The organism is Ureibacillus chungkukjangi, assembly GCF_044795995.1.
GTDB lineage: Bacteria > Bacillota > Bacilli > Bacillales_A > Planococcaceae > Ureibacillus > Ureibacillus chungkukjangi.
This window is the reverse complement of sequence record NZ_CP085009.1, coordinates 173,880-198,283: the sequence shown is the minus strand read 5'-3', so window position 1 is coordinate 198,283 and position 24,404 is coordinate 173,880. Positions and strand designations below refer to the sequence as shown.

General features: G+C 37.0%; 22 protein-coding genes and 1 riboswitch. Of the genes, 10 read left to right on the top strand and 12 right to left on the bottom strand.

What is annotated here, in order from left to right:
- Positions 1-115 precede the first annotated feature (115 nt).
- The 3 genes from LG296_RS00910 to LG296_RS00900 all read left to right on the top strand — a co-directional run bounded on the left by LG296_RS00910 (position 116) and on the right by LG296_RS00900 (position 2,465).
- Positions 116-1,309, top strand: a complete 1,194-nt coding sequence (locus LG296_RS00910; RefSeq protein ID WP_107935157.1) for an ornithine--oxo-acid transaminase — start codon at positions 116-118, stop codon at positions 1,307-1,309.
- Positions 1,310-1,402: 93 nt separating this feature from the next.
- A complete protein-coding gene (locus LG296_RS00905; protein ID WP_107935158.1) occupies positions 1,403-1,954 on the top strand; it encodes an SLOG family protein in 552 nt (183 codons plus the stop codon).
- A gap of 202 nt (positions 1,955-2,156) precedes the next feature.
- On the top strand, positions 2,157-2,465 hold the full coding sequence (locus LG296_RS00900; protein WP_107935159.1) for a hypothetical protein: 309 nt from the start codon (positions 2,157-2,159) through the stop codon (positions 2,463-2,465).
- 93 nt (positions 2,466-2,558) lie between these two features.
- Here LG296_RS00900 and LG296_RS00895 read toward each other — a convergent pair whose 3' ends face one another.
- Together LG296_RS00895 and LG296_RS00890 are read right to left on the bottom strand one after the other, a co-directional pair.
- The gene (locus LG296_RS00895; RefSeq protein WP_107935160.1) at positions 2,559-2,783 is read right to left on the bottom strand and encodes a sulfurtransferase TusA family protein; all 225 of its coding nucleotides are present in this window, start codon (positions 2,781-2,783) and stop codon (positions 2,559-2,561) included.
- 21 nt (positions 2,784-2,804) lie between these two features.
- Positions 2,805-3,869 carry a YeeE/YedE family protein gene (locus LG296_RS00890; RefSeq protein WP_268968877.1) on the bottom strand — a complete coding sequence of 355 codons (1,065 nt, stop codon included), beginning with the start codon at positions 3,867-3,869 and terminating at the stop codon, positions 2,805-2,807.
- 369 nt (positions 3,870-4,238) lie between these two features.
- On the opposite strand from LG296_RS00890, the gene fumC reads away from it, so the two are divergent.
- On the top strand, positions 4,239-5,630 hold the full coding sequence (gene fumC, locus LG296_RS00885; RefSeq protein ID WP_107935162.1) for a class II fumarate hydratase: 1,392 nt from the start codon (positions 4,239-4,241) through the stop codon (positions 5,628-5,630).
- A 512-nt stretch (positions 5,631-6,142) separates the two neighbouring features.
- Positions 6,143-7,087: a carbohydrate kinase gene (locus LG296_RS00880; RefSeq protein ID WP_107935218.1), complete on the top strand. Its 945-nt coding sequence runs from the start codon at positions 6,143-6,145 to the stop codon at positions 7,085-7,087.
- Positions 7,088-7,135: 48 nt separating this feature from the next.
- Here the strand turns inward: LG296_RS00880 and LG296_RS00875 are convergent, their stop codons facing one another.
- From LG296_RS00875 to LG296_RS00860, 4 genes are all read right to left on the bottom strand, one after another.
- Entirely contained in the window at positions 7,136-8,437 is a 1,302-nt protein-coding gene (locus LG296_RS00875; protein ID WP_107935163.1) for a nucleobase:cation symporter-2 family protein, read from the bottom strand.
- A gap of 43 nt (positions 8,438-8,480) precedes the next feature.
- A complete protein-coding gene (locus LG296_RS00870) occupies positions 8,481-9,053 on the bottom strand; it encodes a xanthine phosphoribosyltransferase (RefSeq protein WP_107935164.1) in 573 nt (190 codons plus the stop codon).
- 145 nt (positions 9,054-9,198) lie between these two features.
- Positions 9,199-9,300, bottom strand: a riboswitch (purine riboswitch).
- Positions 9,301-9,483: 183 nt separating this feature from the next.
- Positions 9,484-10,233 (bottom strand): RNA 2'-phosphotransferase, encoded by a 750-nt coding sequence (locus LG296_RS00865; protein WP_251401262.1) that lies wholly within the window; start codon positions 10,231-10,233, stop codon positions 9,484-9,486.
- A gap of 51 nt (positions 10,234-10,284) precedes the next feature.
- A complete protein-coding gene (locus LG296_RS00860) occupies positions 10,285-11,739 on the bottom strand; it encodes an amino acid permease (RefSeq protein WP_107935166.1) in 1,455 nt (484 codons plus the stop codon).
- Between the two features lie 423 nt (positions 11,740-12,162).
- Here LG296_RS00860 and LG296_RS00855 point away from each other — a divergent pair, with 423 nt between their 5' ends.
- Together LG296_RS00855 and LG296_RS00850 are read left to right on the top strand one after the other, a co-directional pair.
- Positions 12,163-13,377 carry an MFS transporter gene (locus tag LG296_RS00855; protein ID WP_107935167.1) on the top strand — a complete coding sequence of 405 codons (1,215 nt, stop codon included), beginning with the start codon at positions 12,163-12,165 and terminating at the stop codon, positions 13,375-13,377.
- 81 nt (positions 13,378-13,458) lie between these two features.
- Positions 13,459-14,013 carry a restriction endonuclease gene (locus LG296_RS00850; protein WP_235867623.1) on the top strand — a complete coding sequence of 185 codons (555 nt, stop codon included), beginning with the start codon at positions 13,459-13,461 and terminating at the stop codon, positions 14,011-14,013.
- 62 nt (positions 14,014-14,075) lie between these two features.
- On the opposite strand, the gene LG296_RS00845 is transcribed toward LG296_RS00850, so the two are convergent.
- Entirely contained in the window at positions 14,076-15,152 is a 1,077-nt protein-coding gene (locus LG296_RS00845) for a nitric oxide synthase oxygenase (protein ID WP_107935168.1), read from the bottom strand.
- 1,005 nt (positions 15,153-16,157) lie between these two features.
- Between LG296_RS00845 and LG296_RS00840 the strand changes: the two genes are divergently transcribed.
- On the top strand, positions 16,158-17,651 hold the full coding sequence (locus tag LG296_RS00840) for a catalase (RefSeq protein WP_107935169.1): 1,494 nt from the start codon (positions 16,158-16,160) through the stop codon (positions 17,649-17,651).
- Between the two features lie 103 nt (positions 17,652-17,754).
- On the opposite strand, the gene LG296_RS00835 is transcribed toward LG296_RS00840, so the two are convergent.
- Entirely contained in the window at positions 17,755-18,684 is a 930-nt protein-coding gene (locus LG296_RS00835) for an AEC family transporter (protein WP_107935170.1), read from the bottom strand.
- Between the two features lie 196 nt (positions 18,685-18,880).
- Between LG296_RS00835 and LG296_RS00830 the strand changes: the two genes are divergently transcribed.
- Together LG296_RS00830 and LG296_RS00825 are read left to right on the top strand one after the other, a co-directional pair.
- The gene (locus LG296_RS00830; protein ID WP_146223209.1) at positions 18,881-19,069 is read left to right on the top strand and encodes a hypothetical protein; all 189 of its coding nucleotides are present in this window, start codon (positions 18,881-18,883) and stop codon (positions 19,067-19,069) included.
- A gap of 167 nt (positions 19,070-19,236) precedes the next feature.
- Complete coding sequence (locus LG296_RS00825) at positions 19,237-20,697, top strand: hypothetical protein (RefSeq protein ID WP_107935171.1); 1,461 nt, start codon at positions 19,237-19,239, stop codon at positions 20,695-20,697.
- Here LG296_RS00825 and LG296_RS00820 read toward each other — a convergent pair.
- The 4 genes from LG296_RS00820 to LG296_RS00805 form a co-directional block, all read right to left on the bottom strand.
- On the bottom strand, positions 20,662-21,276 hold the full coding sequence (locus LG296_RS00820; RefSeq protein ID WP_146223208.1) for a hypothetical protein: 615 nt from the start codon (positions 21,274-21,276) through the stop codon (positions 20,662-20,664). The two genes, LG296_RS00825 and LG296_RS00820, sit on opposite strands and share 36 nt — an antisense overlap.
- A gap of 286 nt (positions 21,277-21,562) precedes the next feature.
- Positions 21,563-22,744, bottom strand: coding sequence for a CaiB/BaiF CoA-transferase family protein (locus tag LG296_RS00815; protein ID WP_107935173.1), 1,182 nt, complete (start codon positions 22,742-22,744; stop codon positions 21,563-21,565).
- 373 nt (positions 22,745-23,117) lie between these two features.
- Entirely contained in the window at positions 23,118-23,531 is a 414-nt protein-coding gene (locus LG296_RS00810) for a hypothetical protein (protein WP_107935174.1), read from the bottom strand.
- 377 nt (positions 23,532-23,908) lie between these two features.
- Positions 23,909-24,403, bottom strand: a complete 495-nt coding sequence (locus tag LG296_RS00805) for an NUDIX hydrolase (RefSeq protein WP_107935175.1) — start codon at positions 24,401-24,403, stop codon at positions 23,909-23,911.
- Position 24,404 lies beyond the last annotated feature (1 nt).

Sequence of the window (24,404 nt, the reverse complement as noted above, 5' to 3'; positions counted from 1 at the left end):
AGCATAATTTTAATAGCAATAATTCACTTTCCATTGGGGAACAAATAAGTAATGAAATCTGTTTTACCGTTTCAGGGTAAAGTGTAGTTGCAGGACTTTTTAAGGAGGAATATTAATGACGACAAAATCAGCTAGTGTAATCAATCAAACAGAAAAATTTGGTGCACATAACTATCATCCACTACCAATCGTAATTTCAGAAGCCGAGGGAGTTTGGGTACAGGATCCTGAAGGCAATAAATATATGGATATGCTTTCTGCCTATTCTGCTCTTAACCAAGGGCATCGCCACCCTAAAATTATTAAAGCTCTTATCGATCAAGCAAACCGTGCAACATTAACTTCACGTGCCTTCCATAACGATCAGCTTGGACCTTGGTACGAAATGTTAACAAATATAACTGGCAAAAACATGGTACTACCAATGAATACAGGTGCAGAGGCAGTAGAGTCTGCCATCAAGGTAGCACGTCGATGGGCTTACGAGGTTAAAGGCGTAGAAGATAATAAAGCTGAAATTATTGGCTGTGTTGGAAACTTCCATGGTCGTACAATGGGCGCTGTATCTCTATCATCTGACGAAGAATATCAACGTGGATTCGGTCCACTTTTACCAGGCTTCAAGTTAATTCCTTATGGGGACGCAGAGGCACTTAAAGCGGCAATAACACCAAATACTGCTGCATTTATCGTAGAGCCAATTCAAGGTGAAGCTGGAATTGTAATGCCACCTAAAGGATTCTTAAAGCAAGTGGAACAAATCTGTAAAGAAAACAATGTTTTATTTATTGCCGACGAGATCCAAACTGGTCTTGCTCGTACAGGTAAAATGTTTGCTCACCAATGGGATGAGGTAAATCCAGATGTTATCATCCTAGGTAAGGCTCTTGGTGGTGGGGTATTACCAATTTCTGCTGTTGTAGCAAATAGTGATATCCTAGGTGTTTTAAGCCCTGGCTCTCATGGTTCAACATTTGGCGGAAACCCTCTTGCATGTGCAGTATCAATTGCATCTTTAGAGGTACTAGAGGAAGAAAAGCTAACTGAGCGTTCTTTAGAACTAGGTAACTACTTCCAGGAGCAATTGCGCGCAATTAGCCACCCTTCTATTAAAGAAGTTCGTGGTAGCGGATTATTTATCGGGGTTGAATTATCCGTTGCAGCTCGTTCTTTCTGTGAACAACTAAAAGAATTAGGCCTATTATGTAAAGAAACACATGACTACGTTATTCGATTTGCTCCTCCATTAATCATTACAAAAGAGGAAATCGACTGGGCTTTAGAAAAAATTAGAGCTGTATTTGCATAATTGTTTTTATAAAGAGGCTGTTCGAATTATTTTCGAATAGTCTCTTTTTTACGTTAAAATAAAAAAAAGCGTCATTCAAAAGGAGTTATAGATATGCAAACGATTTTTATATCTGGATACCGTCCTCATGAGCTCGGTATTTTTAATGATAAACATCCTGGAATACCAATTATTAAGAAGGCCATTGAAAATGAATTAAGGATTTTGTTTGACGAAGGGCTTGAATGGGTAGTGATTAGTGGGCAACAAGGGGTAGAAACCTGGGCAGCTGAAGTCATAATTGAGCTGAAAGACGAATATCCTAATTTAAAATACTCTATTATTACACCCTTTTTAGAGCAAGAGAAGAACTGGAACGAGCAAAAGCAACAAAAATATCATTATATTGTTTCCAAGGCTGATTTTGTCACAAGTGTTACGAAAAGACCTTATGAAGCGCCTTGGCAATTTATCGAAAAGGACAAGTTTATTATCCAAAATACAGATGGAATCCTCCTTGTGTATGATGAAGACAATGAAGGCTCTCCGAAATATGTTAAAAAACTTGCACAAAAATATGAGGATCAGCATAACTATAGGATTATAGAAATTAATGCATATGATTTACAATCAATTGCAGAAGATATGCAAAGAGAAGATTGGTAAAAACCACCTGTCTTTGCATACTCTATTATGGTTTCACTTATTGTTCCTCGATTATTGCTTCTTCTTTTCTTCTCTTATCAACCATTTAAAAACATTTCATTTTAATTCAGAAATTATTGATTAAATTTTCTGACATTTAAAGTATTTTTTGCTATAATGGAATGAAATTCAAATAATTTATTATTATAAAGGAGATGATGCTATGCAGCAAATCAGATTTGTAAAAGAGCCAAAGCCTATTAATGTATCTCATGATACGTATAGAAGAGAGTGTATGTACACTAGAGGGGTCCACATTCCGTTTGATGATTTTGTAGGCATTTTAGAGGATATGTCTGAGGATACGAAGCTTTACTTTGAATTCCATAATCCAGGAAAACAAATTACACCAGGTACGTATTTAAATGGGCATGCAGGGCTTGCAAAAAGCATTGTAAATTACTATCAAAATACAAAGGATATGCAGGTTGGTAGCTTAATCGGCCAAGATTTCTATGTTAAAATTATTTAAATTTTGAGGTGACAATAAGGTGAATACCAACTAAAAAACACCGCTTTGTTCGAATGCCAATGGCGCTTCGCTTCAAGCGGTGTTTAACTATAATTATCTCTTTTGAATTGAAATCGTCCAAGCTGCTTCGTCTAATTGCTCAAAGTTCGTTACAGTATGACCAGCTTCTGCTGCCCAAGTTGGAATTGACTCTGTTCCTTGTGTACAGTCAAATTCAACTACAAGTACGTCGCCTGAGTTCATGTCCTCGATTGCATTTTGAGCTTCGATTAAAGGAAATGGGCAAACCATTCCTTTTACTTCTAATGTTTTTTGCATTTCATTTCCTCCTCAAATTTTTTATGCAGGTGTTACTTGCTCTCTTAGTTTTTGAGCCTTTGCTTTTTGGCGTGGGCGTACAAAAACAAAGTATGATGCTGTCCAAGTACCTAAAATCATGAATACTAGACCAATCCACCCCTGCCATGTCATCATTGCCGTCATTACTAAGCCATTCCCGATTGAACAGCCTCCAGCAAGACTTGCACCAACACCCATTAAATTACCGCCAACAAAGCTATTAATCCCTGTTTTTACATCTGGCATTCTAAAACGGAATTCTTTACTTGCCTTAGCCGCAATAAATGATCCTGCAAAAATACCTAGTACTAAGAATACGCCCCAGTTAATGAAGCCCGAATCACCTGTAGTTAAATATTGCAGAATATTAGCTGATGGTGTTGTAATACCTAAACCAAACACACGACCAGTTGCTGCACTTAATGGCCAAGCTATTAAAGCAATAACACCGATTAATGTAGCCGTTACAAAAGGATGCCAACGTTTTTCAAATAAAATATGGGCTAACCCTGTACGTTTTGGTTTTAATGATGGAACTACAACTTTTGGTTTTGTTAATTGTTTAAAAACAATAAATCCTACTATCGCAACAAATGGAATAATGATTACCCAATGGTTAATGCCAAATGTTTCTGCAATAGAGTTTGTTGGCATTACAGCAGTTGCCTGTGCCTGTTGATTAAACGGTGCAAAAACACCAGACTTCATCATCGTGCTCATTAACATATAACCTGCTAATGCAATCCAGCTACCGATTAAGCCTTCCCCAGCACGATACCAAGTACCTGTTGCACAGCCACCTGCTAGAATAATCCCAATTCCGAAAATAAACGATCCAATAATGACCGAAAGAATTGGTAAAGAACCAGCAGAGTATTCGAATACACCTAAATCTATAAGTAAAAATACACCGACACTTTGTACGGCAATCGCAATTAGCAGCGCGTAAAACATGCGGTTATTTTTTGCTATATACATATCACGGAACCCACCTGTTAAACAAAAACGACCTCTTTGCATAACGAAGCCTAATAATGCACCACAAAGTAGCCCGGTAATTATCATATATGTCACAGTCTCACTCCTTATCAAAATTTAATCCTTAGTAAATCAATATGATTATAATACATTATAGATTACTAGTTTACAATAGTTTTTTTGTATACAAAATGGCCGATCGTTCCTTTTGTGCATTTTAAGGGACTATTTTATCTTTTAAAAAAAGTGCGAAATAATTTATCTGAAAAATGTTGACAATTTAATTGATAATGATTATCATTATCATATATTAATACTCTTTCGAGACAAACCCCTCAGACTTCTCGAATAAATATTATGGAAAATGGCAAATCTACTAAAGGTTTGCCATTTACTATTTTGACTTCTAATTTGGGGTATAGAATACATATATATTTTTAAAGGAGTGTTGATAGAATGGAATTTCGAATTGAAAAAGACACACTAGGTGAAGTACGTGTACCAGCAGACAAAATTTGGGGCGCACAAACACAACGTAGCAGAGAGAACTTCCAAATTGGCGAAGAAAAAATGCCCATTGAAATCGTCCATGCCTTTGCAACATTAAAAAAGGCTGCCGCTATTGCCAATAAAAAATTAGGCAAGCTTCCAGAAGTTAAAGCAGAGAAAATCGTTGCTGCAGCCGATGAAATTCTTACTGGCAAATGGGACGACCAATTCCCCCTTGTAGTTTGGCAAACAGGCAGTGGAACGCAGTCAAATATGAATGTAAATGAAGTAATTGCCTTCCGTGCAAACCAAATGCTTGAAGAGCAAGGAAGCTCAGAGCGTATTCATCCAAATGATGATGTAAACAAATCTCAAAGCTCGAATGACACCTTCCCTACTGCCCTGCATATTGCTGCAGTAGAAATTGTTGAAAACTATTTAATGCCTCGCCTTCAATTATTAAAAGCTACTTTAAAAGAAAAGGCAGATGCATTTAACGATATTATTAAAATTGGCCGTACCCACCTACAGGATGCAACGCCACTAACATTAGGTCAGGAAATTAGTGGTTGGCACCATATGCTCGTTAAATCTGAAAAGATGATTATGGTAAATATACAATTTTTAAAGGATCTTGCAATTGGCGGAACTGCTGTTGGTACTGGAATTAATGCACATCCGAAATTTGGCGACATGGTAGCAGAGGAAATCAGTTCATTAACTGGCCAAGACTTCAAATCGTCGGAAAACAAATTCCATGCACTGACAAGCCATGATGAAATCGTATCCGCTCATGGGGCACTAAAGGCTCTTGCTGTAGATTTAATGAAAATTGCCAATGATGTTCGCTGGCTTGCAAGTGGACCTCGAAGCGGAATTGGTGAAATTACGATTCCAGAAAACGAGCCAGGAAGCTCGATTATGCCTGGTAAAGTCAACCCGACTCAAAGTGAAGCGATGACAATGGTTGTCACGCAGGTCGTTGGAAATGATGCAACAATCGCGTTTGCCGCATCACAAGGGAATTTCGAGCTAAATGTATTTAAGCCAGTTATCATCTACAACTTCCTACAATCCGCTCGCCTACTTGCAGATTCGATGAAGTCCTTTAATGATAATTGTGCAATCGGCATCGAGCCAAACAAAGAGGTTCTTGAACGAAATCTTGAAAACTCATTAATGCTAGTAACAGCATTAAACCCTTATATCGGTTACGAAAACGCCGCTAAAATTGCGAAGAAAGCCCACAAGGAAGGCACAACTTTAAAAGAGGCAACCCTTTCACTTGGCTTACTAACGGACGAACAGTTCGATGAATATATCGATCCGAAGAAAATGATTTCCCCGAACGCTGAGTAATAGGGGTGATGGGGTTAACCAGGCAGAAAAACATAATGTTTTTCTCCCTGGTTTTTTGTATTTGGGAATCTAGCGGTTTTAGGAGGTTAAAGTAGTATTCGGGAGAGTGCGTGGTTAGACTTTGAAGTGTTTGATTTGGCGGATGAAATGCAATCTCTGATGGGAATTTGATTCGGTATGTACTTCATCCGGCTTATGAACGGCATCACTGGTGCTTTTTTGACTCGCGATGCACTTCATTCAGCTTATGAACGGCATCTCCAGCACACTTTTGCCTCACGATGCATTTCAACCACCTTATGAACTGCATCTCCAGCACACTTTTCACTCACAATGCACTTCATCCCGCTTATGAACTGCATCACCGGCACACTTTTGGCACCCCATGCACTTCATAATACTTATCTAACATATCTTACATCCGATTTTCTCTAAAACAGCACTTCTTACTTCATTTGCACTCCAATACCTTTATAATGAAACTAAACTCTCGTAACCGGAAAGGAGTTCTTATAATGAATCAGCCAATTTTATGTGTTGGAGAACTTTTAATAGATTTTTTTAGTACTGATCGTAATGCCAATCTAGTAGATAGTGTTTCATTTACGAAACAAGCTGGCGGTGCGCCTGCAAATGTCAGTGCGGCGATTGCGAAGCTTGGAGGAGAAGCTCATTTTTGCGGGAAAGTCGGGAATGATTCCTTTGGCGACTATCTCCAAAAAACATTAGAGCATCTAAACGTAAATACAACACTTTTGTTCAAAGATGACACTCATCCCACAACATTGGCATTCGTTTCTTTACAGGAGGATGGTCAACGTGACTTTATCTTTAATCGAGGCGCGGATGCATTTTTATCGCTCAATGAAGTTCCAAAAAACCTATTCGATACTATGAAACTCGTACATTTCGGTTCTGCTACTGCCCTTCTTCCGGGTGCTTTGCAACAAACTTATACGAAATTACTTGATGCGGCTAAAGACAATGATTGTTATATTTCCTTTGATCCAAATTTCCGATCCGATTTATGGAAAGGGCAAGAGGCTGAATTCGTTAAATTGGCCCGTGATTTGATTGCAAAATGTGATTTTTTAAAGGTAAGTGACGAGGAGCTGACTCTTTTAACCAACAAATCCGATATTACGAAAGCTGTTTCTGAGCTTCATGCCATTGGTGCCAAATGTATTGCTGTTACCCTTGGAAAAGCTGGCACTTACCTTTCCTTTGAAGAAAATTCAGCAACTGTCCCTAGTATCCCGATACAAGCAGTGGATACAACCGGTGCTGGTGATGCATTTGTAGGGGCAACGCTTTTCCAGCTCGGTAAATTGGAGAATCCCCAATCATTAAGCTTCCTAGAATGGCAAAACATCGTTCACTTTAGTAATAAGGTTGCCGCAAAGGTTTGTGAAAAGATTGGTGCTATTACCGCTTTACCTACTATTGAAGACATATAAAAAGGGAAACTCAGTTGTCGTAAATGACCTCCTGAGTTTCCCTATTTTTTATTTTGCCTCTATTGGCTGGGTATGCAAAGCATCTACTTTTTTCGAACCAATAATGTTGAACAATATATTTAACACAATCGCCGTTACAGATCCACATACAATACCGTTTGAAGTTAATACAGAAATCCATTCTGGCAATACTGCGAAAATATTTGGAACGAATACTACTCCTGCACCTAAACCAACCGCAATTGCAGCAATCATTGCGTTTTCAGAAGAACGCATGATTTCAGGAGCAAGCATCGTAATTCCTTGTGTTACGACCATACCGAACATTGCAAGCATTGCTCCACCAAGTACTGCCGTTGGAATAATTGTTGTTAAAGCCGCAACTTTGGGTAAGAAGCCAAGTGCAACTAACAAACCACCTGTAATAAAAATGACTTTACGCTCTTTTACACCTGACATTTTAACTAGCCCTACATTTTGTGAGAACGTTGTGTACGGGAAAGCATTAAAGATACCACCAATAATTGAAGCTAACCCTTCAGAACGATAACCACGAGATAAATCCTTCGATTCGATTGGCTTTTTCGTAATATCACTTAGAGCATGATATACCCCCGTTGACTCTACTAACGAAACCATAGCTACTAGTGTCATTGTAAGTATTGCCCCAAAATCAAATGTTGGTGTGCCAAAATAGAACGGTTGAACCATATGTAACCAGGAAGCCTCTGACACTGGTGAAAAGTCTACTTTTCCAAAGAAAACAGCAATTACTGTACCAATAACTAACCCAAGTAAAATTGAAATAGCACGAGTAAATCCAGTTGTAAAACGATAGATTACTAGAATTAAAGCAAGTGTAATCATAGCTAAGGATACATTAATAGCAGAACCAAAATCCTCTGCACCTTGTCCACCGCCCATGTTGTTCACTGCTACTGGAATAAGTGAAATTCCGATAATTGTTACAACAGAGCCTGTTACGATTGGTGGGAAAAATCTAACCAATTTCCCGAAGAATCCAGAAATTAAAACAACGATAAGTCCAGAAACAATAATGGCACCATAAATTGCACCAATTCCCTTTTCAGAACCAATTGCAATAATTGGAGTAACTGCTGTAAAGGTACATCCTAATACTACAGGTAAACCAATACCAAATGCTTTTCCTCTCATTACCTGTAGAAGTGTTGCAATACCACACATCATAATATCAATGGCTACTAAATACGTCATTTGCGTTGCATCGAACCCTAAAGCACCACCAATAATCAATGGAACTAATATGGCGCCTGCATACATCGCAAGTAAGTGTTGAATACCAAGTGTCGTTGCTTTTACATTATTCATGTGAACAATATCCTCCTAATATGCTGCCTTAGATGTTAGTTAATTAATCGTAAAACTCAACTTGTCCATTTGTTAAAGATTTAATGTTGGCTAAAGATTCAATACGAATTCCTTGTTCACGTAAGTGCATTCCGCCTTCTTGGAATCCCTTTTCAATGACAATTCCTACTCCGATAACGGTTGCACCAGCTTGCTGTGCAATATCAAGCAAGCCTTTTACCGCTTCTCCGTTTGCTAAGAAGTCATCGATGATTAATACGTTATCATCAGCTGTGATGAAGTCCTTTGAAACGGAAATTTCATTTGTTTCGTTCTTTGTAAATGAATGTACATTTGCTGAATAAAGGTTACCTGAAAGTGTTAACGACTTTCTTTTTCGGGCAAAGACAACAGGAGCACCGATTGTAAGTCCTAGCATTGTTGCTGGCGCGATACCTGAAGATTCAATTGTTAAAATTTTAGTGATTATTTGATCTGAGTAGCGATTGGCGAATTCATCACCAATTTCTTTCATTAATAGTGGATCAATTTGATGATTTAAAAAGGAATCTACCTTTAAGACTGTGTCTGATAGAACCTTGCCTTCTTTAAGAATTTTGTCTTTTAATAGTTGCATGCTACAGTTTCCTCTCTTTATGTTTTTTATGATTAGATACAAAAAAACTCGAAAAACTTATTCCGCTATGAGGGAACAAGTCTTTCGAGTTGCGTTCGAAAGTTAATAGAATACGAAATAACCTATAGAACAACGGACATTCGTTTCTAAACATTGTTTCTCTCATAGTCGACTTATTTACGGTAAGTCGGTAGAAACTTGCGAGCCATATTCTCGCTATTATATGAGTGAATATAAAAGCTGTTGTTAACAGCGAAATGTTAAGTTTTCGTTAAGAATGTCCTCATTATAAACAGTGATGGATTTGTTTGCAATAACATACCAAATAATAAAACGATTCTAATTATTCGGAAATTAGCTATTTATTTAAAAAATATCAAGGTTAACGTTCGTGTTTATTTCCAATAACTATCATAATTCATATAGGATATCACAATAGTTGAGTTAATTTTTCTTTAAACTCCCCAAAAGTTTTTCCTTCCTTACCGAAGGCCCCCATACTTCTACAAACTAAGATATTCACATTACGACCATTCTTTAGGGGTAATTTCGCTATTACTCCACTATTTTCCAAAGTCTGAACTGACGCAGAGATGTTATCTACTTCAATATCTATCAATTGCTCCTTGTACTGCTCCAAAAAGAGTTTGTATGCTGCAGATCCCTGAATGACTAAAAATTCCGGTTCAAATTCATTGATTACTTCTTTGAAAATTTCAAACCCCCTCAAGTACAGAGGATCCTTCCCCTTTTTTAACTGCTTTAAATTTTCATTTTCTAGATTAAGACCGTTAAGACTTGAAAGGACGACCTGTTCTCTTAAATTTTCATTTACCCAGGAGGCAAAATGTAATGATCCCTTGTATTCTCGAGAGGCTTCAGCAATTTCATCTTGAAACAGATCACTGAATAAAGCTGAATCCACTAATGTTTCCGACAAAATTTGAGAATCAGATGCATCTACCTCCAACAATGGCTCTGGATTTGCTCCCACGAGTATTACCCTAGCTTTATATGGGTTGCCGAGTGTTTGAAAAGGTAAATATAAAATTTCCCCTGAATGTTCATCTATTATCCATCGCTCAATTTTTTTCAAAAAGCCCGCTGAAACTGCCATTTTCACTACTCCCTTTATCTTTCGTACTTTATCTATGTCCATTATAGCAAGGACAGCTTTCAAAAATAAAAAAAATCGGTAAAACTCATTATGCTGAATTTTACCGATTTAGTACTATCTATGTGTTTCAACATCGCACTCTTCTAAAGGTACAATTTTAGTTTTATGCTTGATTTTATAGCCTAACCATAGAGCGATAAAGAGTGGAATCCCAATATATGAAACGGCTACTCCATACCAATCGATTGAATCCAGAGAAAATGCTGTATAGTTTTGCCCAACAATTACAATGATACAGACGATTAACGCAAATAATGGCCCGAATGGATAAAATCTCGCTTTATATGGAAGCAGGTTAATATCATGCCCTTGTAACAAGTACGCTTTACGGAAACGATAATGACTGATTGCAATCCCAACCCATGCTATAAAGCCTGATAAACCGGATGCATTTAATAGCCACATATATACGACTCCATCACCAAAGAAGGACGACAAAAACGCAAGACATCCCACAGCCAATGTTGCAAGCAATGCATAGACTGGAATTCCTCGTTTAGACAGTTTCGCAAAGATTTTTGGCGCCTTGCCATCTACCGCCAGCTGCCAAAGCATACGAGATGATGCATAAAGTCCAGAGTTCCCTGCAGAAAGCATCGCCGTTAAAATAATGGCATTCATCACAGATGCAGCAACTGCAATTCCCAATTTATCAAATACTAAAGTAAACGGTGAAACCGCAATATCTTCAGATAATAATCTTGAATCTGTGTATGGAATTAATAAGCCAATTGCTAAAATAGCTAAAATGTAAAATAACAGAATACGCCAAAATACGGAGCGAACAGCTTTTGGGATGTTTTTCCCCGGGTCATCTGTTTCCCCTGCTGTAATCCCTAATAATTCTGTTCCTTGGAACGAAAAACCTGCTGCCAGGAAAATACCGAAAATCGCAAGGAATCCACCATTAAATGGAGCATCTCCTACAAAGAAGTTTTCAAATCCAATTGGATCATGCCCTCTTAAAATCCCGAAAATCATTAAGAAGGAAACAATGATAAAAATAACTACCGTTGCTACCTTAATCATCGCAAACCAATATTCACTTTCCCCATAGGCTTTTACAGATAATAGGTTAAATGTTAATACAACAACAATAAATAATACTGTCCAAATTGCGGAAGAGCTATCAGGGAACCAATATTTCATAATAAGCGATACTGCGGCAATTTCTGCGGCAATTGTGATTGCCCAGTTATACCAATAATTCCACCCCATTGCGAATCCAAAGGCAGGGTCTACGAATTTTGTTGCATATGTACTAAATGACCCTGATGTTGGCATGTGAGCTGCCATTTCCCCAAGACTTGTCATAAGGAAATAGACCATAATCCCAATTACTCCGTATGCAACAAGAGCACCACCTGGTCCAGCCTGTGCAATGGACGCACCACTAGCTAAAAATAAGCCTGTCCCGATTGTTCCGCCAAGAGAAATCATCGCAATATGACGACTTTTTAAGCCCCTTTTTAGCTCGGGTTGATTATTATTACTATTTTTGTCACTCATGCAAAAAAATCTCCTTTAAAATACACTCAGTTTTAGTATGTCCAATCTTTCCAACAGAAACATATACCCTGAAAAAATAAAAACCATCACAAATGCGATGGTATGTTAACTTAAATGTGTAAATGGACACTACTTTAGTGTTAGAAGTGCCTTGGAAGGTTACATGTTTTTATCTCCTAGATACTTATCAAAGAGCATAAAGTTAACACCTTATGGCATACGTTTTTCTATGAAAGTTTACCTGATTTTTTAAAATAAAAGCAGGCATACATACATCGAAGCCTATGTGATTTTATTGAAATCACCACTATCCCAAAGTTACATATAGATGTAAGATAGAAGTTGGTTTAAATAATAGTTTAACACGAAAAATTCTATTTTTTAATTTGTAGAATTTTCACATACATTAGATGGAGGAGAAAAATGACTACTACAAATGCCACTCATAAAAGTAAGAGGCTGCCCATTACATCCTCTACATTACTTTTCGTTATTGCGATTATTTTCTTAGCTAGCACACTTAGAACACCGTTAACAGGAGTAGGAGCTGTTATTTCTTCTATTCGCGATGGACTTGGAATTTCTAATGTCCTTGCAGGATTTTTGACTACCATACCTTTACTTGCATTTGCGGTCGTATCACCATTTGCACCGCGCATTTCTCGAAGAATTGGCATAGAAAAGACTTTATTTTATTCGGTTATTTTACTGACGATAGGAATTATTTTACGTTCACTTGGAACAACATCATTGTTAATTTTCGGAACGGCTTTAATTGGCGTTGCTATTTCTTTCGGCAATGTCTTAGTCCCAAGCTTTTTTAAACTAAAGTATCCATTACAAATTGGATTATTAACCGGTATTTACACAGTATCAATGAATATCTCGGCAGCAATAGCCGTTGGAATTAGTAATCCAATTGCCACAAATACTGCTTGGGGCTGGCAGGGTGCTCTTTGTGTATCGGTTATCTTAACCCTCATCACATTAGTCGTTTGGACGCCACTTCTACGTGGTGAGAAGGTGAATTTAGCTACACTTTCAAACAGTACAACTGATGTACCAGAGATAAAAATTTGGAAAAAGCCTTTAGCATGGGCTATCGCAATTTCAATGGGATTCCAGTCTCTATTATTTTATTGTTCCATCTCATGGGTGCCAGAAATTTTGGTTTCACAAGGCTATAGTGCAGACAAGGCTGGTTGGTTGACCTCCATGATGCAAATGGCTCAAATCCCAATGACGTTTCTTATTCCGATTATTGCCGAAAAGCTACGTTCTCAACGCCCAATCGTGTATATGTTTACAGCACTCTATATCATTGGTTTTAGTGGATTACTGTTAGGACTTACGGATTTTACTGCAGTTTGGATGATTTGCATTGGCTTAGCGGCGGGAGCCTCATTCGGGATAATTATGATGCTCTTTACACTTCGTACAAAGACTGCATACGAAGCAGCTCAAATTTCTGGATTTGCTCAATCAATCGGTTATTTGCTTGCTGCAGCTGGTCCTGTATTGTTCGGACTCTTACATGACACGACAGGAAGCTGGAACACACCGAATATTTTGTTTATCATATCCGCGATAATTTTATTCTTTACTGCCTTCGTAAGTGCTAAAGATCGGTATTTATAATTATTGAAGGTTTAAAAGCAAACATATGTACCCTTTTTGTGCTATAATATTATAAATTGTACGCAAAAGGGGTTTACCTTGTTGGGAAAGAACAAAGAAGAAAAAAAATCACGAATTCGATTAATTCCTATACTCGGACTGCTTTCTGTTGGTTATTTTGGCTGGCATTATACAGGGAACATGAATGGTGCCATTGTTGCAATGGTTGTTTTCCTTTTCCTGCTGCTCATTTTTAAAATTTGGCTAAGCACAAGAGGCTCTGCCCGTTTAAGAAGAGCGGGTATAAGAGAAATTGATGAAATGACAGGTGAAGAGTTTGAAGAATTCTTAGGTCACCTTTTTGATAAACGCGGCTATGACGTTTCCTATACGAAGGCTTCTGGAGATTATGGAGCTGATTTGATTTTAGAAGACCGTGACGATATTATCGCAGTTCAGGCAAAACGCTATTCTGGAAATGTTGGGGTAAAAGCCGTTCAGGAAATCATCGGTGCCCTCAAGATGTACGAGGCAACTCAGGGCTGGGTTGTGACAAACAGCTATTTCACTAGACAGGCCGAAAAACTGGCCGAGTCAAACGATGTCTATTTAATCGACCGCGATGAATTAATTGATATGATTTTGAAAAAACGCTAGTTCAAATCATGTGAATGCGGTATGCAAAAAGGAGCTTCTCGGTTTGGAGGAGCTCCTTTTGTTTATTTAAAAGGACTTTTTTGATAAAAGTAGTTCGGTTTTTTTATAAGGTTCTCAATCGGTTTGTGGAAAATATGTGTAGTCGCCGGGGAAACCGGTGGAATTAACCACGTCCAATTTCCTGTTACCTGACGCTCTGCATCTACCTCTTGTTGTTCAAATAGCTTGAACTGCTGTGCTGCCGTGTGATGATCGACAATACTAACCCCATCCTCTTTAAAGGAATGAAGGACAGCCAGATTTAACTCAACAAGAGCTCGGTCCTTCCAAAGTGTAATATTCGATTTTGTATCAAGCCCTATAATTTGCGCCACCGCTGGCAATAAATTATAACGATTTGTGTCCGCTAAATTCCGCGCTCCAATTTCAGTTCCCATATACCAGCCATTAAATGGTGCCGCATTATACTCTATCCCGCCGACGCTCAGCTTCATATTCGAAACCATTGGCACTCCATACCATTTTAGATTCAACTGTGACAGTTCCTCATAGTGTGGATGGCGGATTGCCACTTCTAGTATATGTTCTTTCGGTATTTCAAATAGTGTTGGCTCGTTCTGTCCCATTTGAATTACTAACGGCAATACATCAAAGGGTGTTCGCTCCCCTTTCCAACCAAGTTCCTCACATATTCGTGTAAGTTCTATAGAATCAGGGTCACCAATAATCCCTTTCTCAGTTTCATAGCCCGCATAGCGAATCAATTGATAATTCCAGATTCTAACTGAGTTCGGCTTAAAAACTGTGATGGTTGGGCGAATCTTACCGCCATTTGTTGCGAAAGCAATATGTCGTAAAAGTGCTTCATATATTTCATCGGCAGTTTCTAAATGACGCTCATCAAATACCTTTAGCGAATTCCAAAAAAGCCGCCCGATACATCGGTTACTATTTCGCCAAGCAACCCAAGCTCCAAAGGTTAATTCCTCAGTCGTTGGAGTGTACTCTCCCGTTTTTGCGACTTCATCTAATCGATCGCTCAGCCATTGATCAGGTAAAGCGTTTTCATTCTTATATAAAGTTAAAAACTCAATCGTTTCTTTTTGTTGTTTATCATTTTGCTCGTGTAATAATGTCATGGTTAGTTCCTCCATACCTCTATTCTATAGGAATGAAATTCGGGAACTCAACGAATTCGCTGTGGGATAAAAGATGTACTTTATATATATGACTAAGAATGGACAAAATTGAGGGATTAGTGTGAGGTGGTTGAGCTCAATTGGGATTGATTTTGGAATACTCAGAGTATGGTGGAGGTTTGATTTGCCTGGTTTAACTAAAATTATTACTAATATGGTTTTATTTTAAAATTGTATTAATGCTTGATTGTGGAATGCGTTTTGATTAGCTTTGTTCTTTTTGATGCGTTTCATCTCACTACTGAAACGCGACTCACTTCAATTTTACTCCTTTAATGAGTTTCATTTCGCTTATGAAACTCATTCCGATACAATTTTCCATCCCTTATGCGTTTCATTCCACCTATGAAACGCATCCCGATCCAATTTCCCATCCCTTACGCGTTTCATCCCATCTATGAAACGCATCCCACTACGATTCCCACTCCCTTACACATTTCATCTCACCCCATCCAAGCACTTCCCCAGCTAGAAATCCTGCAATAGGATACGTCGGAACGCTTCTTCAATTCCACAAAACTTCCACCCTATTTTCAAACAATCTAATTTCTTTCCAAATTTTATGTTTATCTTATATAATAATAGATAGAAAGAATGCCCGAGAAAAATAATTCCCCGCTATTTTCAATTAGAACATCCTATTTTCAATAAGAGTGATTTTTATCACATCACAATTAGCTACTATTGTATTAAAATGATTACAAATAACACTTGTAAATACGTACAGTCCAAATCACCATAATCATTCACAGTGTTGCGTCCGCTCGCTTTTCATACTCCATAGTTACCACCTAGCACTCTCAATTCTGCAAAATTTAAATATTACAAATTGTTCATTAAATATAAAGATTTCTTAAAAAGAATAATTATAATTTAGTAGAAATTATGATGTGGTTTTGATATACTCATTTTTGAAGAGTTTAATTTATTTTAGGAGGTACAAACATGACAAACAATAATCAACGTTTGACTACTACTACTGGTACTCCAGTTGTAAGCAATGACGATGCATTAACAGCTGGTCGTCGTGGCCCAATTTTATTACAAGACGTTTTCTTAATTGAGAAATTAGCAAACTTTAACCGTGAAGTTATCCCGGAACGTCGTATGCACGCTAAAGGTTCAGGTGCATTTGGTACTTTCACAGTAACTCATGACATTACTAAATATACAAAAGCAAAAATCTTCTCTGAAGTTGGTAAGAAAACAGAAATGTTCGCTCGTTTCTCTACAGTAGCTGGAGAACGTGGTGCAGCTGACGCAGAGCGCGATATCCGCGGATTTGCACTTAAATTTTACACTGAAGAAGGTAACTGGGATTTAGTTGGTAACAACACACCTGTATTCTTCTTCCGTGACCCATTACACTTCCCAGATTTAAACCACGTTGTTAAACGTGACCCAAAAACTAACATGCACAACGCTAATAGTAACTGGGATTTCTGGACTAGCCTACCTGAAGCATTACACCAAGTAACAATCGTAATGTCTGACCGTGGTATTCCAGACGGCTACCGTCATATGCACGGATTTGGTTCTCACACATACTCAATGATCAACGCTGAAAATGAGCGTGTATACGTGAAGTTCACTTTCCGTTCTGAACAAGGTATCAAAAACTTATCTGGTGAAGAAGCTGCACAAGTAATCGGTCAAGACCGTGAATCTTCTCAACGTGACCTATTCGATTCAATCGAAAAAGGCGATTTCCCTAAATGGAAAATGTACATCCAAGTGATGACTGAGGAACAAGCTCGCAATTCTAAAGATAACCCATTCGACTTAACTAAAGTTTGGTACAAATCTGAATACCCATTAATTCCAGTTGGTGAATTCGAGTTAAACAAAAATGCAGAAAACTACTTCGCTGATGTAGAGCAAGCAGCATTCGCTCCATCTAACGTAGTACCTGGTATTGGTTTCTCTCCTGACCGTATGTTACAAGCGCGTCTATTTGCTTACCAAGATGCAACTCGTTACCGTTTAGGTGTGAACCATTACCAAATTCCAGTTAACCAACCACGTTGCCCATTCATGGTTTACCACCGCGATGGTCAAGGCCGTGTTGACGGAAACAACGGTAGTGCTTTAACTTACTATCCAAATAGCTATAATGCATTACAAGCTCAACCACAATATAAAGAGCCTGCTTTAGCATTAGACGGTGGTGCTGACATCTACGACTTCCGCGAAGATGACAACAACTACTTCGAGCAACCAGGTAAATTATTCAACTTAATGTCTGCAGAGCAAAAAGAAGTTTTATTCCAAAACACTGCAGAAAACTTACAAGGTGTAGAAGAATTCATTCAACGCCGTCACATCTTACACTGCTACCTAGCTGACCCAGCTTACGGTGAAGGTGTTGCAAAAGCTCTTGGCTTAACTTTAGATGGTATGGACCTTTCAAACCCTTACTTAGCTACAGTAGGTCAATAATTGTAAATTAGATAAGCCTATTTGCTTGCTTGTCTACTTATCATTGATATCCAATCCAATAATAAAAGCTTCGTAATTTCAATGAATTACGAAGCTTTTTTATTTAACCAAATAGCACGTCTGAAAGATAAATTACAAAGGTTACTGTTAAGCAGCTGACAATGGTAGAAAATAATACTGTTTGTGCAGCAGTATTTGACTCTACATCATATTCAAGAGCCAAGCTTGAACTATTTCGAGAAGTTGGGAAAGCACTTGCTATTAAAAGGGACTGTGCAACTACCCCATCGATTTTTAGCAGATAAATAAAAAGCAAGGCAGCAAGCGGACCTACTATTAATCTTGTAAAACAGCTTATAAAAACGGTTCTATTCATCATGGTCTTTAATTCGATTTGAGAAAGCTGTGCACCTAGTGTTATTAAAGCGACTGCCACAAATCCACCCGCTATATGGTCAAGAGGGATTCTAAAGGTTTGTGGGATTTGAATATCGAAAACATTCAGTAGAACACCTAAAATCAGTGCATGGACAATTGGCATTTTCAAAAAGTCTTTGACAATCTCTGCACCGGATTTGGTAGCTGAAATTAAATTATACAAGCCATATGTATAAGTCGTTACATTTTGAAATATTACAAGTATCACTTGAATGGCTACACCTATTGGCTGAGTTGCAAATACCATTTGGGCAACAGGAATCCCATAGTTTCCTGAGTTTATAAGGACAACACTATTTTTGAAAACAGCTGACTCACTTGTCTCGAGTCCTAGTAGCTTGGCAATATAGTGACTTAAAATCATCTGGCTCCCTATAAATATTGTTATAAATAATGCTACCTGTCCAAGAACTGTCATTTCGATAGAAGTTTCATAGATATTAAGAAATACAGCTACCGGCATGAAGCAGTACGCAATCAACTGTGACATCGCTTTTAAATTAAATTGAAATTTCTTCTGTAATCCTGCACCAATTGCCAGTAATACTAAAATTGGTGCAACGATTTGGTAGAATATCATCGCTAGATAGGTCATCGTTCACTAAATCCTTTCTGTACATACGATCTAATATCCTTATTTTACCTCTTTACGGTTTAATATGAAATGTTTGAAAATATCCAAGCTGAATTTATTATAAGCGTGACAATTCAGCGAACAATGGACGAAACAATTGCCAGCACTTCTTTTGCTCTGTTACCATCAAGGTAAATACATTTAAACGAGGTTATCTATGAAATCACGCAATAAACGACATTTCTTTATATGCCTATTCATCTCTGTCCTATTTACGATTAGTTTAATAAGAACCTATTCAAATACTGGCGAATTACCGATTGGAAGCATCATATTTACAGCCGCTGTTTATATCGCAACGATTTTATCGGCCTTCACTTTAAAAGAGAAGCCGAAAAAGAAATAATAAAACGTCTAAAAAGGAGTCCCCTATCCCTCCTTATCTAGACGTTTTTTTCTTTAAAATGAGCATTTTAAAATTAACAAAATTAGGTAAATCGGATTTTTTCGTACAATAAAGCAAAATTATCTGATATATTTTGAGTATGATTTTTCTTTGGAAGGAAGATTGCTATGCTAAAAGTTGATGAACAACTACTGAATGCCACTAAAGGAATAATTGGAGAGCCCCTTGAAGATGCTATTTTGAATCTTACTCACAGTGAGGCATTTCATCATGAGATTTTTGGCGCATTACTTCCACTTGATTCAATATTAGTTACAAAAACTAGAGCCCAAAATCTCATTATTACATTAGCTCAAAAATACTGGGGAAATGTGGATTTATTTCTACATGCAACTCTACAGGAAACAAAGATTGATCTTGAAAATGCAAATGATCGCTTAGAAGCATATTTTTCATCAAATTCAGGAAAAAAAGCTATTCATGACTATATCACTATACATAATCGATTAGAATTCGAAAGCTTGATTGGGCTTGTTTTTGGGAAAGAGGTTAAGATCGCGAAATCAAAATCAGTTGGTGGCTTAAGACAAATTTACGTCTACCAGGTAGGCAATAAATACTTTGTACATACTATTCTTAATGATAATCATGAATTTTGGGATGTTTTATTTATCAAAAAAATTTACTCTCTTTTTATGCAAACGTCCTTAGCTACAATTCATAATGCCAATGAATTAATTAAGCATTTCAAATCATTATTAGAAAGCCATTTCACCTTAAATCAATCCGTTATTATTACCAATCATCTGATTTCGTTTCTAGATCAAGAAAATATTCGTTCCTATCATTTGAAGGAGCTTCACCTTTATAATTTAATCTCTCATTTTAATGGTGGAAAACGGCATTTTAGAAAGGTCGATTCCCTTATAGAAGAAATTATTTCTTCATGGGGAAATGGAAAATGGGCTTTGTCTGAGAAGGAGTATACGCTATTATCATATATTCAAGCGATTACTGCTGCTGAGCATAATGATACTGCAAGAGTAATTGAGTTTGGAAAATACCTTATTGAAAATGATCGTTTAGTCAATCATGCCATTGAGTTATTTTTAGAGTATAGTGATGTTTTGCCGAATTTTAAGCCAGAGCCGAATACTCTTGTAAAACGCTATGACAATAACTATCTAGAGCAAATCTTTTATATTCTTATCGATGCATTGGTGCAAAACCACAAATACTATGAGGTTGTGGAGCTTCTTAAACAGCATGAAATCGCCTCATGCATTAGTTTATATGAATACTTTAATCGTGAGCAATTTGACGAGGATGCCATTTTTAAAATAGAGGCAACTGTACAACGAGATATTGCTTATATTGTCCATGACTCGCCTCAGCATGTTGTACAGTCGATTGAAATTTGGTTGCAAAATTACCCAGAAGAAAAAAGCCCTTTTTTCGAAATAGCCTATATGACATCAAAGCATATATGCAACGTTCTAAAAGCGCTTTTTGTAACAGAACACTATGAACTTTTCGAGAAACTCATGGAAGTCTATAAGAAGTATTTAAAAATAGATACTCATTTTGCTGATTTAAGAGACTTTGTTTCTGCCCATGTAAAGAGCTGAAATTGCAAAAGCGTGTATTGTGGAAAGAGATCTTCTTTTCTTCTGTATTTCTCGTGCTTCACCGATATAATCCTCTATCGTTCCCTTATAAATAAAAGATAAGTAAGGTAGATGGACGAAATCATTCGGCTGCATAAAATACGGACTTTTTCCATACAGGGGCAAGCCGGCCTCTTCAAATAGAGTAGAAATGAATTGAGAGCAGAAAAAGGCTCTCTCTCTTTTTATTTTCACACGACATGCAACACCAAACAAGCCTATGAAATTATACTTGTACTCATTTTCATTTTTCTTATAATAAGTAATTCTATTTTTCAGTAGCGTATACTGCTGATTGGTAACTGGACAAGCAAGAATTACACAGTTAGATTCTCTTAGCAAGGTGGAGGATGGATTTTCATGCACAAAACCACCAATCCAAGGGTTATTGATATTTTTTCTCCCAAAGCTATACATCTCTTTTAATTTAGGATCAAAGGAGATCGAGACATGATTAAAATCATGCTGTGTATAGATTTGGATTGCCTTTGATAATACAGTTTTTGTTTTTGTCAGCACAATATAAATCATCTTGCTCATCTCATCACCTCGCAAACTAAATTTCTCTCTCTATAATAACAAGAAATCGTGAAGATTAAATTATTAAATATATGAAGATTTCCTTAATTTTGGTTCTTCTCTATGAAAATATACGTTTATTAGTGGAAAAAGTTTCAAAAATAGTAAAACGTACACGTAATTCTAATTATTCTTTGACAATTATAGGCGTTTTATGAAATCCACAGCTACCAATTTTACATCCACTTAAAGAAGGGTGTCCAGATATTAATACTTCTGAAACCCTTCATCGTTGTACATAAGTGAATTATTCTAAAACGCCACTTTCATTGAAGTGAATAATTTGTTCCTCTGAATAACCCATTTTTGTTAAGATTTCTTTTGTATGCTGACCTAACTTCGCCCCAACAAAGTTATATGTCGGCTCGATTTGGTCAAACTTAATAGCTGTACCAATTTGTTTTTGCATTTTCCCTTCAGCATCAGGTACTTCAACTACCATCTGTCTAGCTCGAAGCTGTGGATGATTAGAGGCTTCTTCAAAGGTTAAGACCGGCTCAACACAGCCATCGAAATCTTGAATAGTTTCAAGCCACTCGTCAAAATTTTTAGTTAGGAAGGCATCCTTAATGGCTTCTTTGAAACGCTTTTGTGTGTAAGAAGAATCATTAAAAGTACTTTGAATGAGCTCTGGTATATCAAGTGCCTCACATAGTAGCTTTCTAAATTGCGGCTCTAGACTGCCAACAGAGAAATAGCGACCGTCCTTTGTTTGATAGTAATCATAAAAAGTCCCACCATTCAAAATCTCCTCTTCTGGCTTTGCTAATTGTCCACTTGCTAAAAATGAAGTTCCATATAAAGCATTTAAAGTAAAAGCAGCATCTGTCATAGAGACATCAATATACTTGCCTTCACCCGTTTGTTCACGATGTAAAGCTGCAGCAAGCACCCCTACTGCTGCATGCAATGTCCCACCTGCAATATCGGCAATTTGAATGCCCATTGCAACCGGCTTTTTACCCTTAAAGCGAGAATGATCGAGAACCCCTGCAATGGAAAGGTAGTTATTATCATGGCCTGGCCGATGCTGATAAGGACCAGTTTGTCCATATCCTGTGATCGAACAATAGATAAGCTTTGGATTTACTGCTTTTAGAGACTCATAATCGATACCTAAACGCTCCATCACCCCTGGTCGAAACCCTTCAATGACAATGTCGTATTCCTGTATCAATGACTTTACGATTTCAATTGCTTCAGGTGTTTTTAAATTGAGTGTAAGTGATTTCTTAGAACGGTTTAAATGCTGATGAATATAGGACTCCTTCTCCTCATTATATGGAGGCATAATCCGCATCATATCAACCCTTCGTGAAGATTCCACATGGATAACATCTGCTCCATAGTCCGCAAACATCATCGTCGTAAATGCACCAGGCAATAATGAAGAAAAATCGAGAATTTTTAACCCCTTTAAAATTGTCATTTCCCATCCCCCTAAGTACAAAATGAATTGTACAATGTACACATCTATTTACCTTATCCATTTTGTTATAATACAGATTAAAATAAACATAACAGTATTATAACAGGTATTTCCATTAATTTGTATATCATAAAAACATTATAGTGTAAATTATCTGAAAATTATATGGGGTAAAAGGGATAAATATGTACAAGTTTACGGTAGAACGTACATTTTCATTATAATTATACTTTAAGAATGAAAATTTTAAATTTCCTATTAACATTTTTTTACATAATAACACCGATTAAAGAAAAGAGGCATCCAACAAAACTAGTAAATAAAAAGAACCCCACCCTTTATTGGATGAGGTTCTTACAATTGTTTTTTAAGCTTACCAATCTGGTCCATCATTTTCATCGCCCACTTTAATAGTGAAGGCATTCGGATCTAAATTATTTTTATCAACTAATTCAAAGAAGATGGACTTCACCTTCTCTTGCTCGGCCTCTGTTGCTTCTTTATCGACTAAGATGAATTTAAGCTGAATATTCTCTTTCGAATAAAAGGCTAGTGCTGTTCGAGTCTTATACCCATTTTTCAACAAAACATCAGAGACTTGCTCCATAATGCCATTATCATTGAATAGGTAATCCTCCATCTCCTCTAGCATCTTTCTGTTTTCTTCCTGTATCTCAGGGCTATCTGAATAAGGAACATCCGCTATTTTGCCCTCAGCCATTGAAATGTTGAGAAATAATGCAGAGACTAAAGCTACAAATACTGAAGTAAGTCTTTTGTAAGTCATGTTGTTCAATCCTTTTTACTTATTCATTCGCATAGACTCATTTTGTTTGAACTACAATGAGTTAGGAATAAAGATATTATTAAGCTTTAACTTTGATATTATGCACGAAAAATTTTATTTAATTCAAAAGGCGATCATTAACCTAATTTTTTAGTCAGTTTTTTTATTTAGTCATTTTTTTATTTAAGAGATAGGTTCCTAATAAAAGAATCATCAAACCTATGCTCTTATAGAATAGCGTTCTATCAGGATTACTTGAAGTAATATTTAAGAATAACAAGCCAAAAAAATTACTATAAATCCTTATATCCCATTTACTATTTTCAAATAATTCCCCACTTCACAAGAAACTCTAACTTACTCCCTTTTTTTAAGTTTTACAAAATGGATTTCGTGGTGCAGTTTAGTATTTCTTGATAGAAATCATTCCATTTTGAGTAGTATGTAGACACATCATTTGGATTTATAAAAATACGTTGTGTAGATTCGTATTTGCCATCGAATGCATGCAGTTTCGTTATTTCCATTTTATAAAACACTTGGAATCCGATTTTCGGGTAAGGGCTACTTTCTGTCCATGCAGGATTTTCACTATGGTCAACGGTAATGTAGCCTAACAATTCACAATCGCCCTCCACATACCCTTCTTCCATAGTCTCCCGTTTAAAGCACGCTTCTGGTGTCTCACCAAATTCGATATGACCACCTGGAAAATCCCAGCCTCTATGATTTAAATCCACTAGCAATAATTGATTATCCTGAAAACAAAAGCCATGTACACTTGTGATTAACTGTTTTTTAGGAAGCTCATTGCTCTTTTCCCAAGTTAGTTTAATTATTGATTCTCCCCAATTTACATAAGTAGAAGTCAAT

Excerpts from the sequence above, each read along its gene's own strand:
- LG296_RS00830 (WP_146223209.1), top strand. The coding sequence starts at position 18,881 with ATGAAATCACGCAATAAACGACATTTCTTTATATGCCTATTCATCTCT.
- fumC (WP_107935162.1), top strand. The coding sequence starts at position 4,239 with ATGGAATTTCGAATTGAAAAAGACACACTAGGTGAAGTACGTGTACCA.
- LG296_RS00835 (WP_107935170.1), bottom strand. The coding sequence starts at position 18,684 with ATGACCTATCTAGCGATGATATTCTACCAAATCGTTGCACCAATTTTA.
- LG296_RS00840 (WP_107935169.1), top strand. The coding sequence starts at position 16,158 with ATGACAAACAATAATCAACGTTTGACTACTACTACTGGTACTCCAGTT.
- LG296_RS00895 (WP_107935160.1), bottom strand. The coding sequence starts at position 2,783 with ATGCAAAAAACATTAGAAGTAAAAGGAATGGTTTGCCCATTTCCTTTA.
- LG296_RS00810 (WP_107935174.1), bottom strand. The coding sequence starts at position 23,531 with ATGACTTACAAAAGACTTACTTCAGTATTTGTAGCTTTAGTCTCTGCA.
- LG296_RS00870 (WP_107935164.1), bottom strand. The coding sequence starts at position 9,053 with ATGCAACTATTAAAAGACAAAATTCTTAAAGAAGGCAAGGTTCTATCA.
- LG296_RS00900 (WP_107935159.1), top strand. The coding sequence starts at position 2,157 with ATGCAGCAAATCAGATTTGTAAAAGAGCCAAAGCCTATTAATGTATCT.
- LG296_RS00815 (WP_107935173.1), bottom strand. The coding sequence starts at position 22,744 with ATGACAATTTTAAAGGGGTTAAAAATTCTCGATTTTTCTTCATTATTG.
- LG296_RS00820 (WP_146223208.1), bottom strand. The coding sequence starts at position 21,276 with ATGAGCAAGATGATTTATATTGTGCTGACAAAAACAAAAACTGTATTA.
- LG296_RS00890 (WP_268968877.1), bottom strand. The coding sequence starts at position 3,869 with ATGATAATTACCGGGCTACTTTGTGGTGCATTATTAGGCTTCGTTATG.
- LG296_RS00905 (WP_107935158.1), top strand. The coding sequence starts at position 1,403 with ATGCAAACGATTTTTATATCTGGATACCGTCCTCATGAGCTCGGTATT.
- LG296_RS00825 (WP_107935171.1), top strand. The coding sequence starts at position 19,237 with ATGCTAAAAGTTGATGAACAACTACTGAATGCCACTAAAGGAATAATT.
- LG296_RS00875 (WP_107935163.1), bottom strand. The coding sequence starts at position 8,437 with ATGAATAATGTAAAAGCAACGACACTTGGTATTCAACACTTACTTGCG.
- LG296_RS00845 (WP_107935168.1), bottom strand. The coding sequence starts at position 15,152 with ATGACATTATTACACGAGCAAAATGATAAACAACAAAAAGAAACGATT.
- LG296_RS00910 (WP_107935157.1), top strand. The coding sequence starts at position 116 with ATGACGACAAAATCAGCTAGTGTAATCAATCAAACAGAAAAATTTGGT.
- LG296_RS00855 (WP_107935167.1), top strand. The coding sequence starts at position 12,163 with ATGACTACTACAAATGCCACTCATAAAAGTAAGAGGCTGCCCATTACA.
- LG296_RS00860 (WP_107935166.1), bottom strand. The coding sequence starts at position 11,739 with ATGAGTGACAAAAATAGTAATAATAATCAACCCGAGCTAAAAAGGGGC.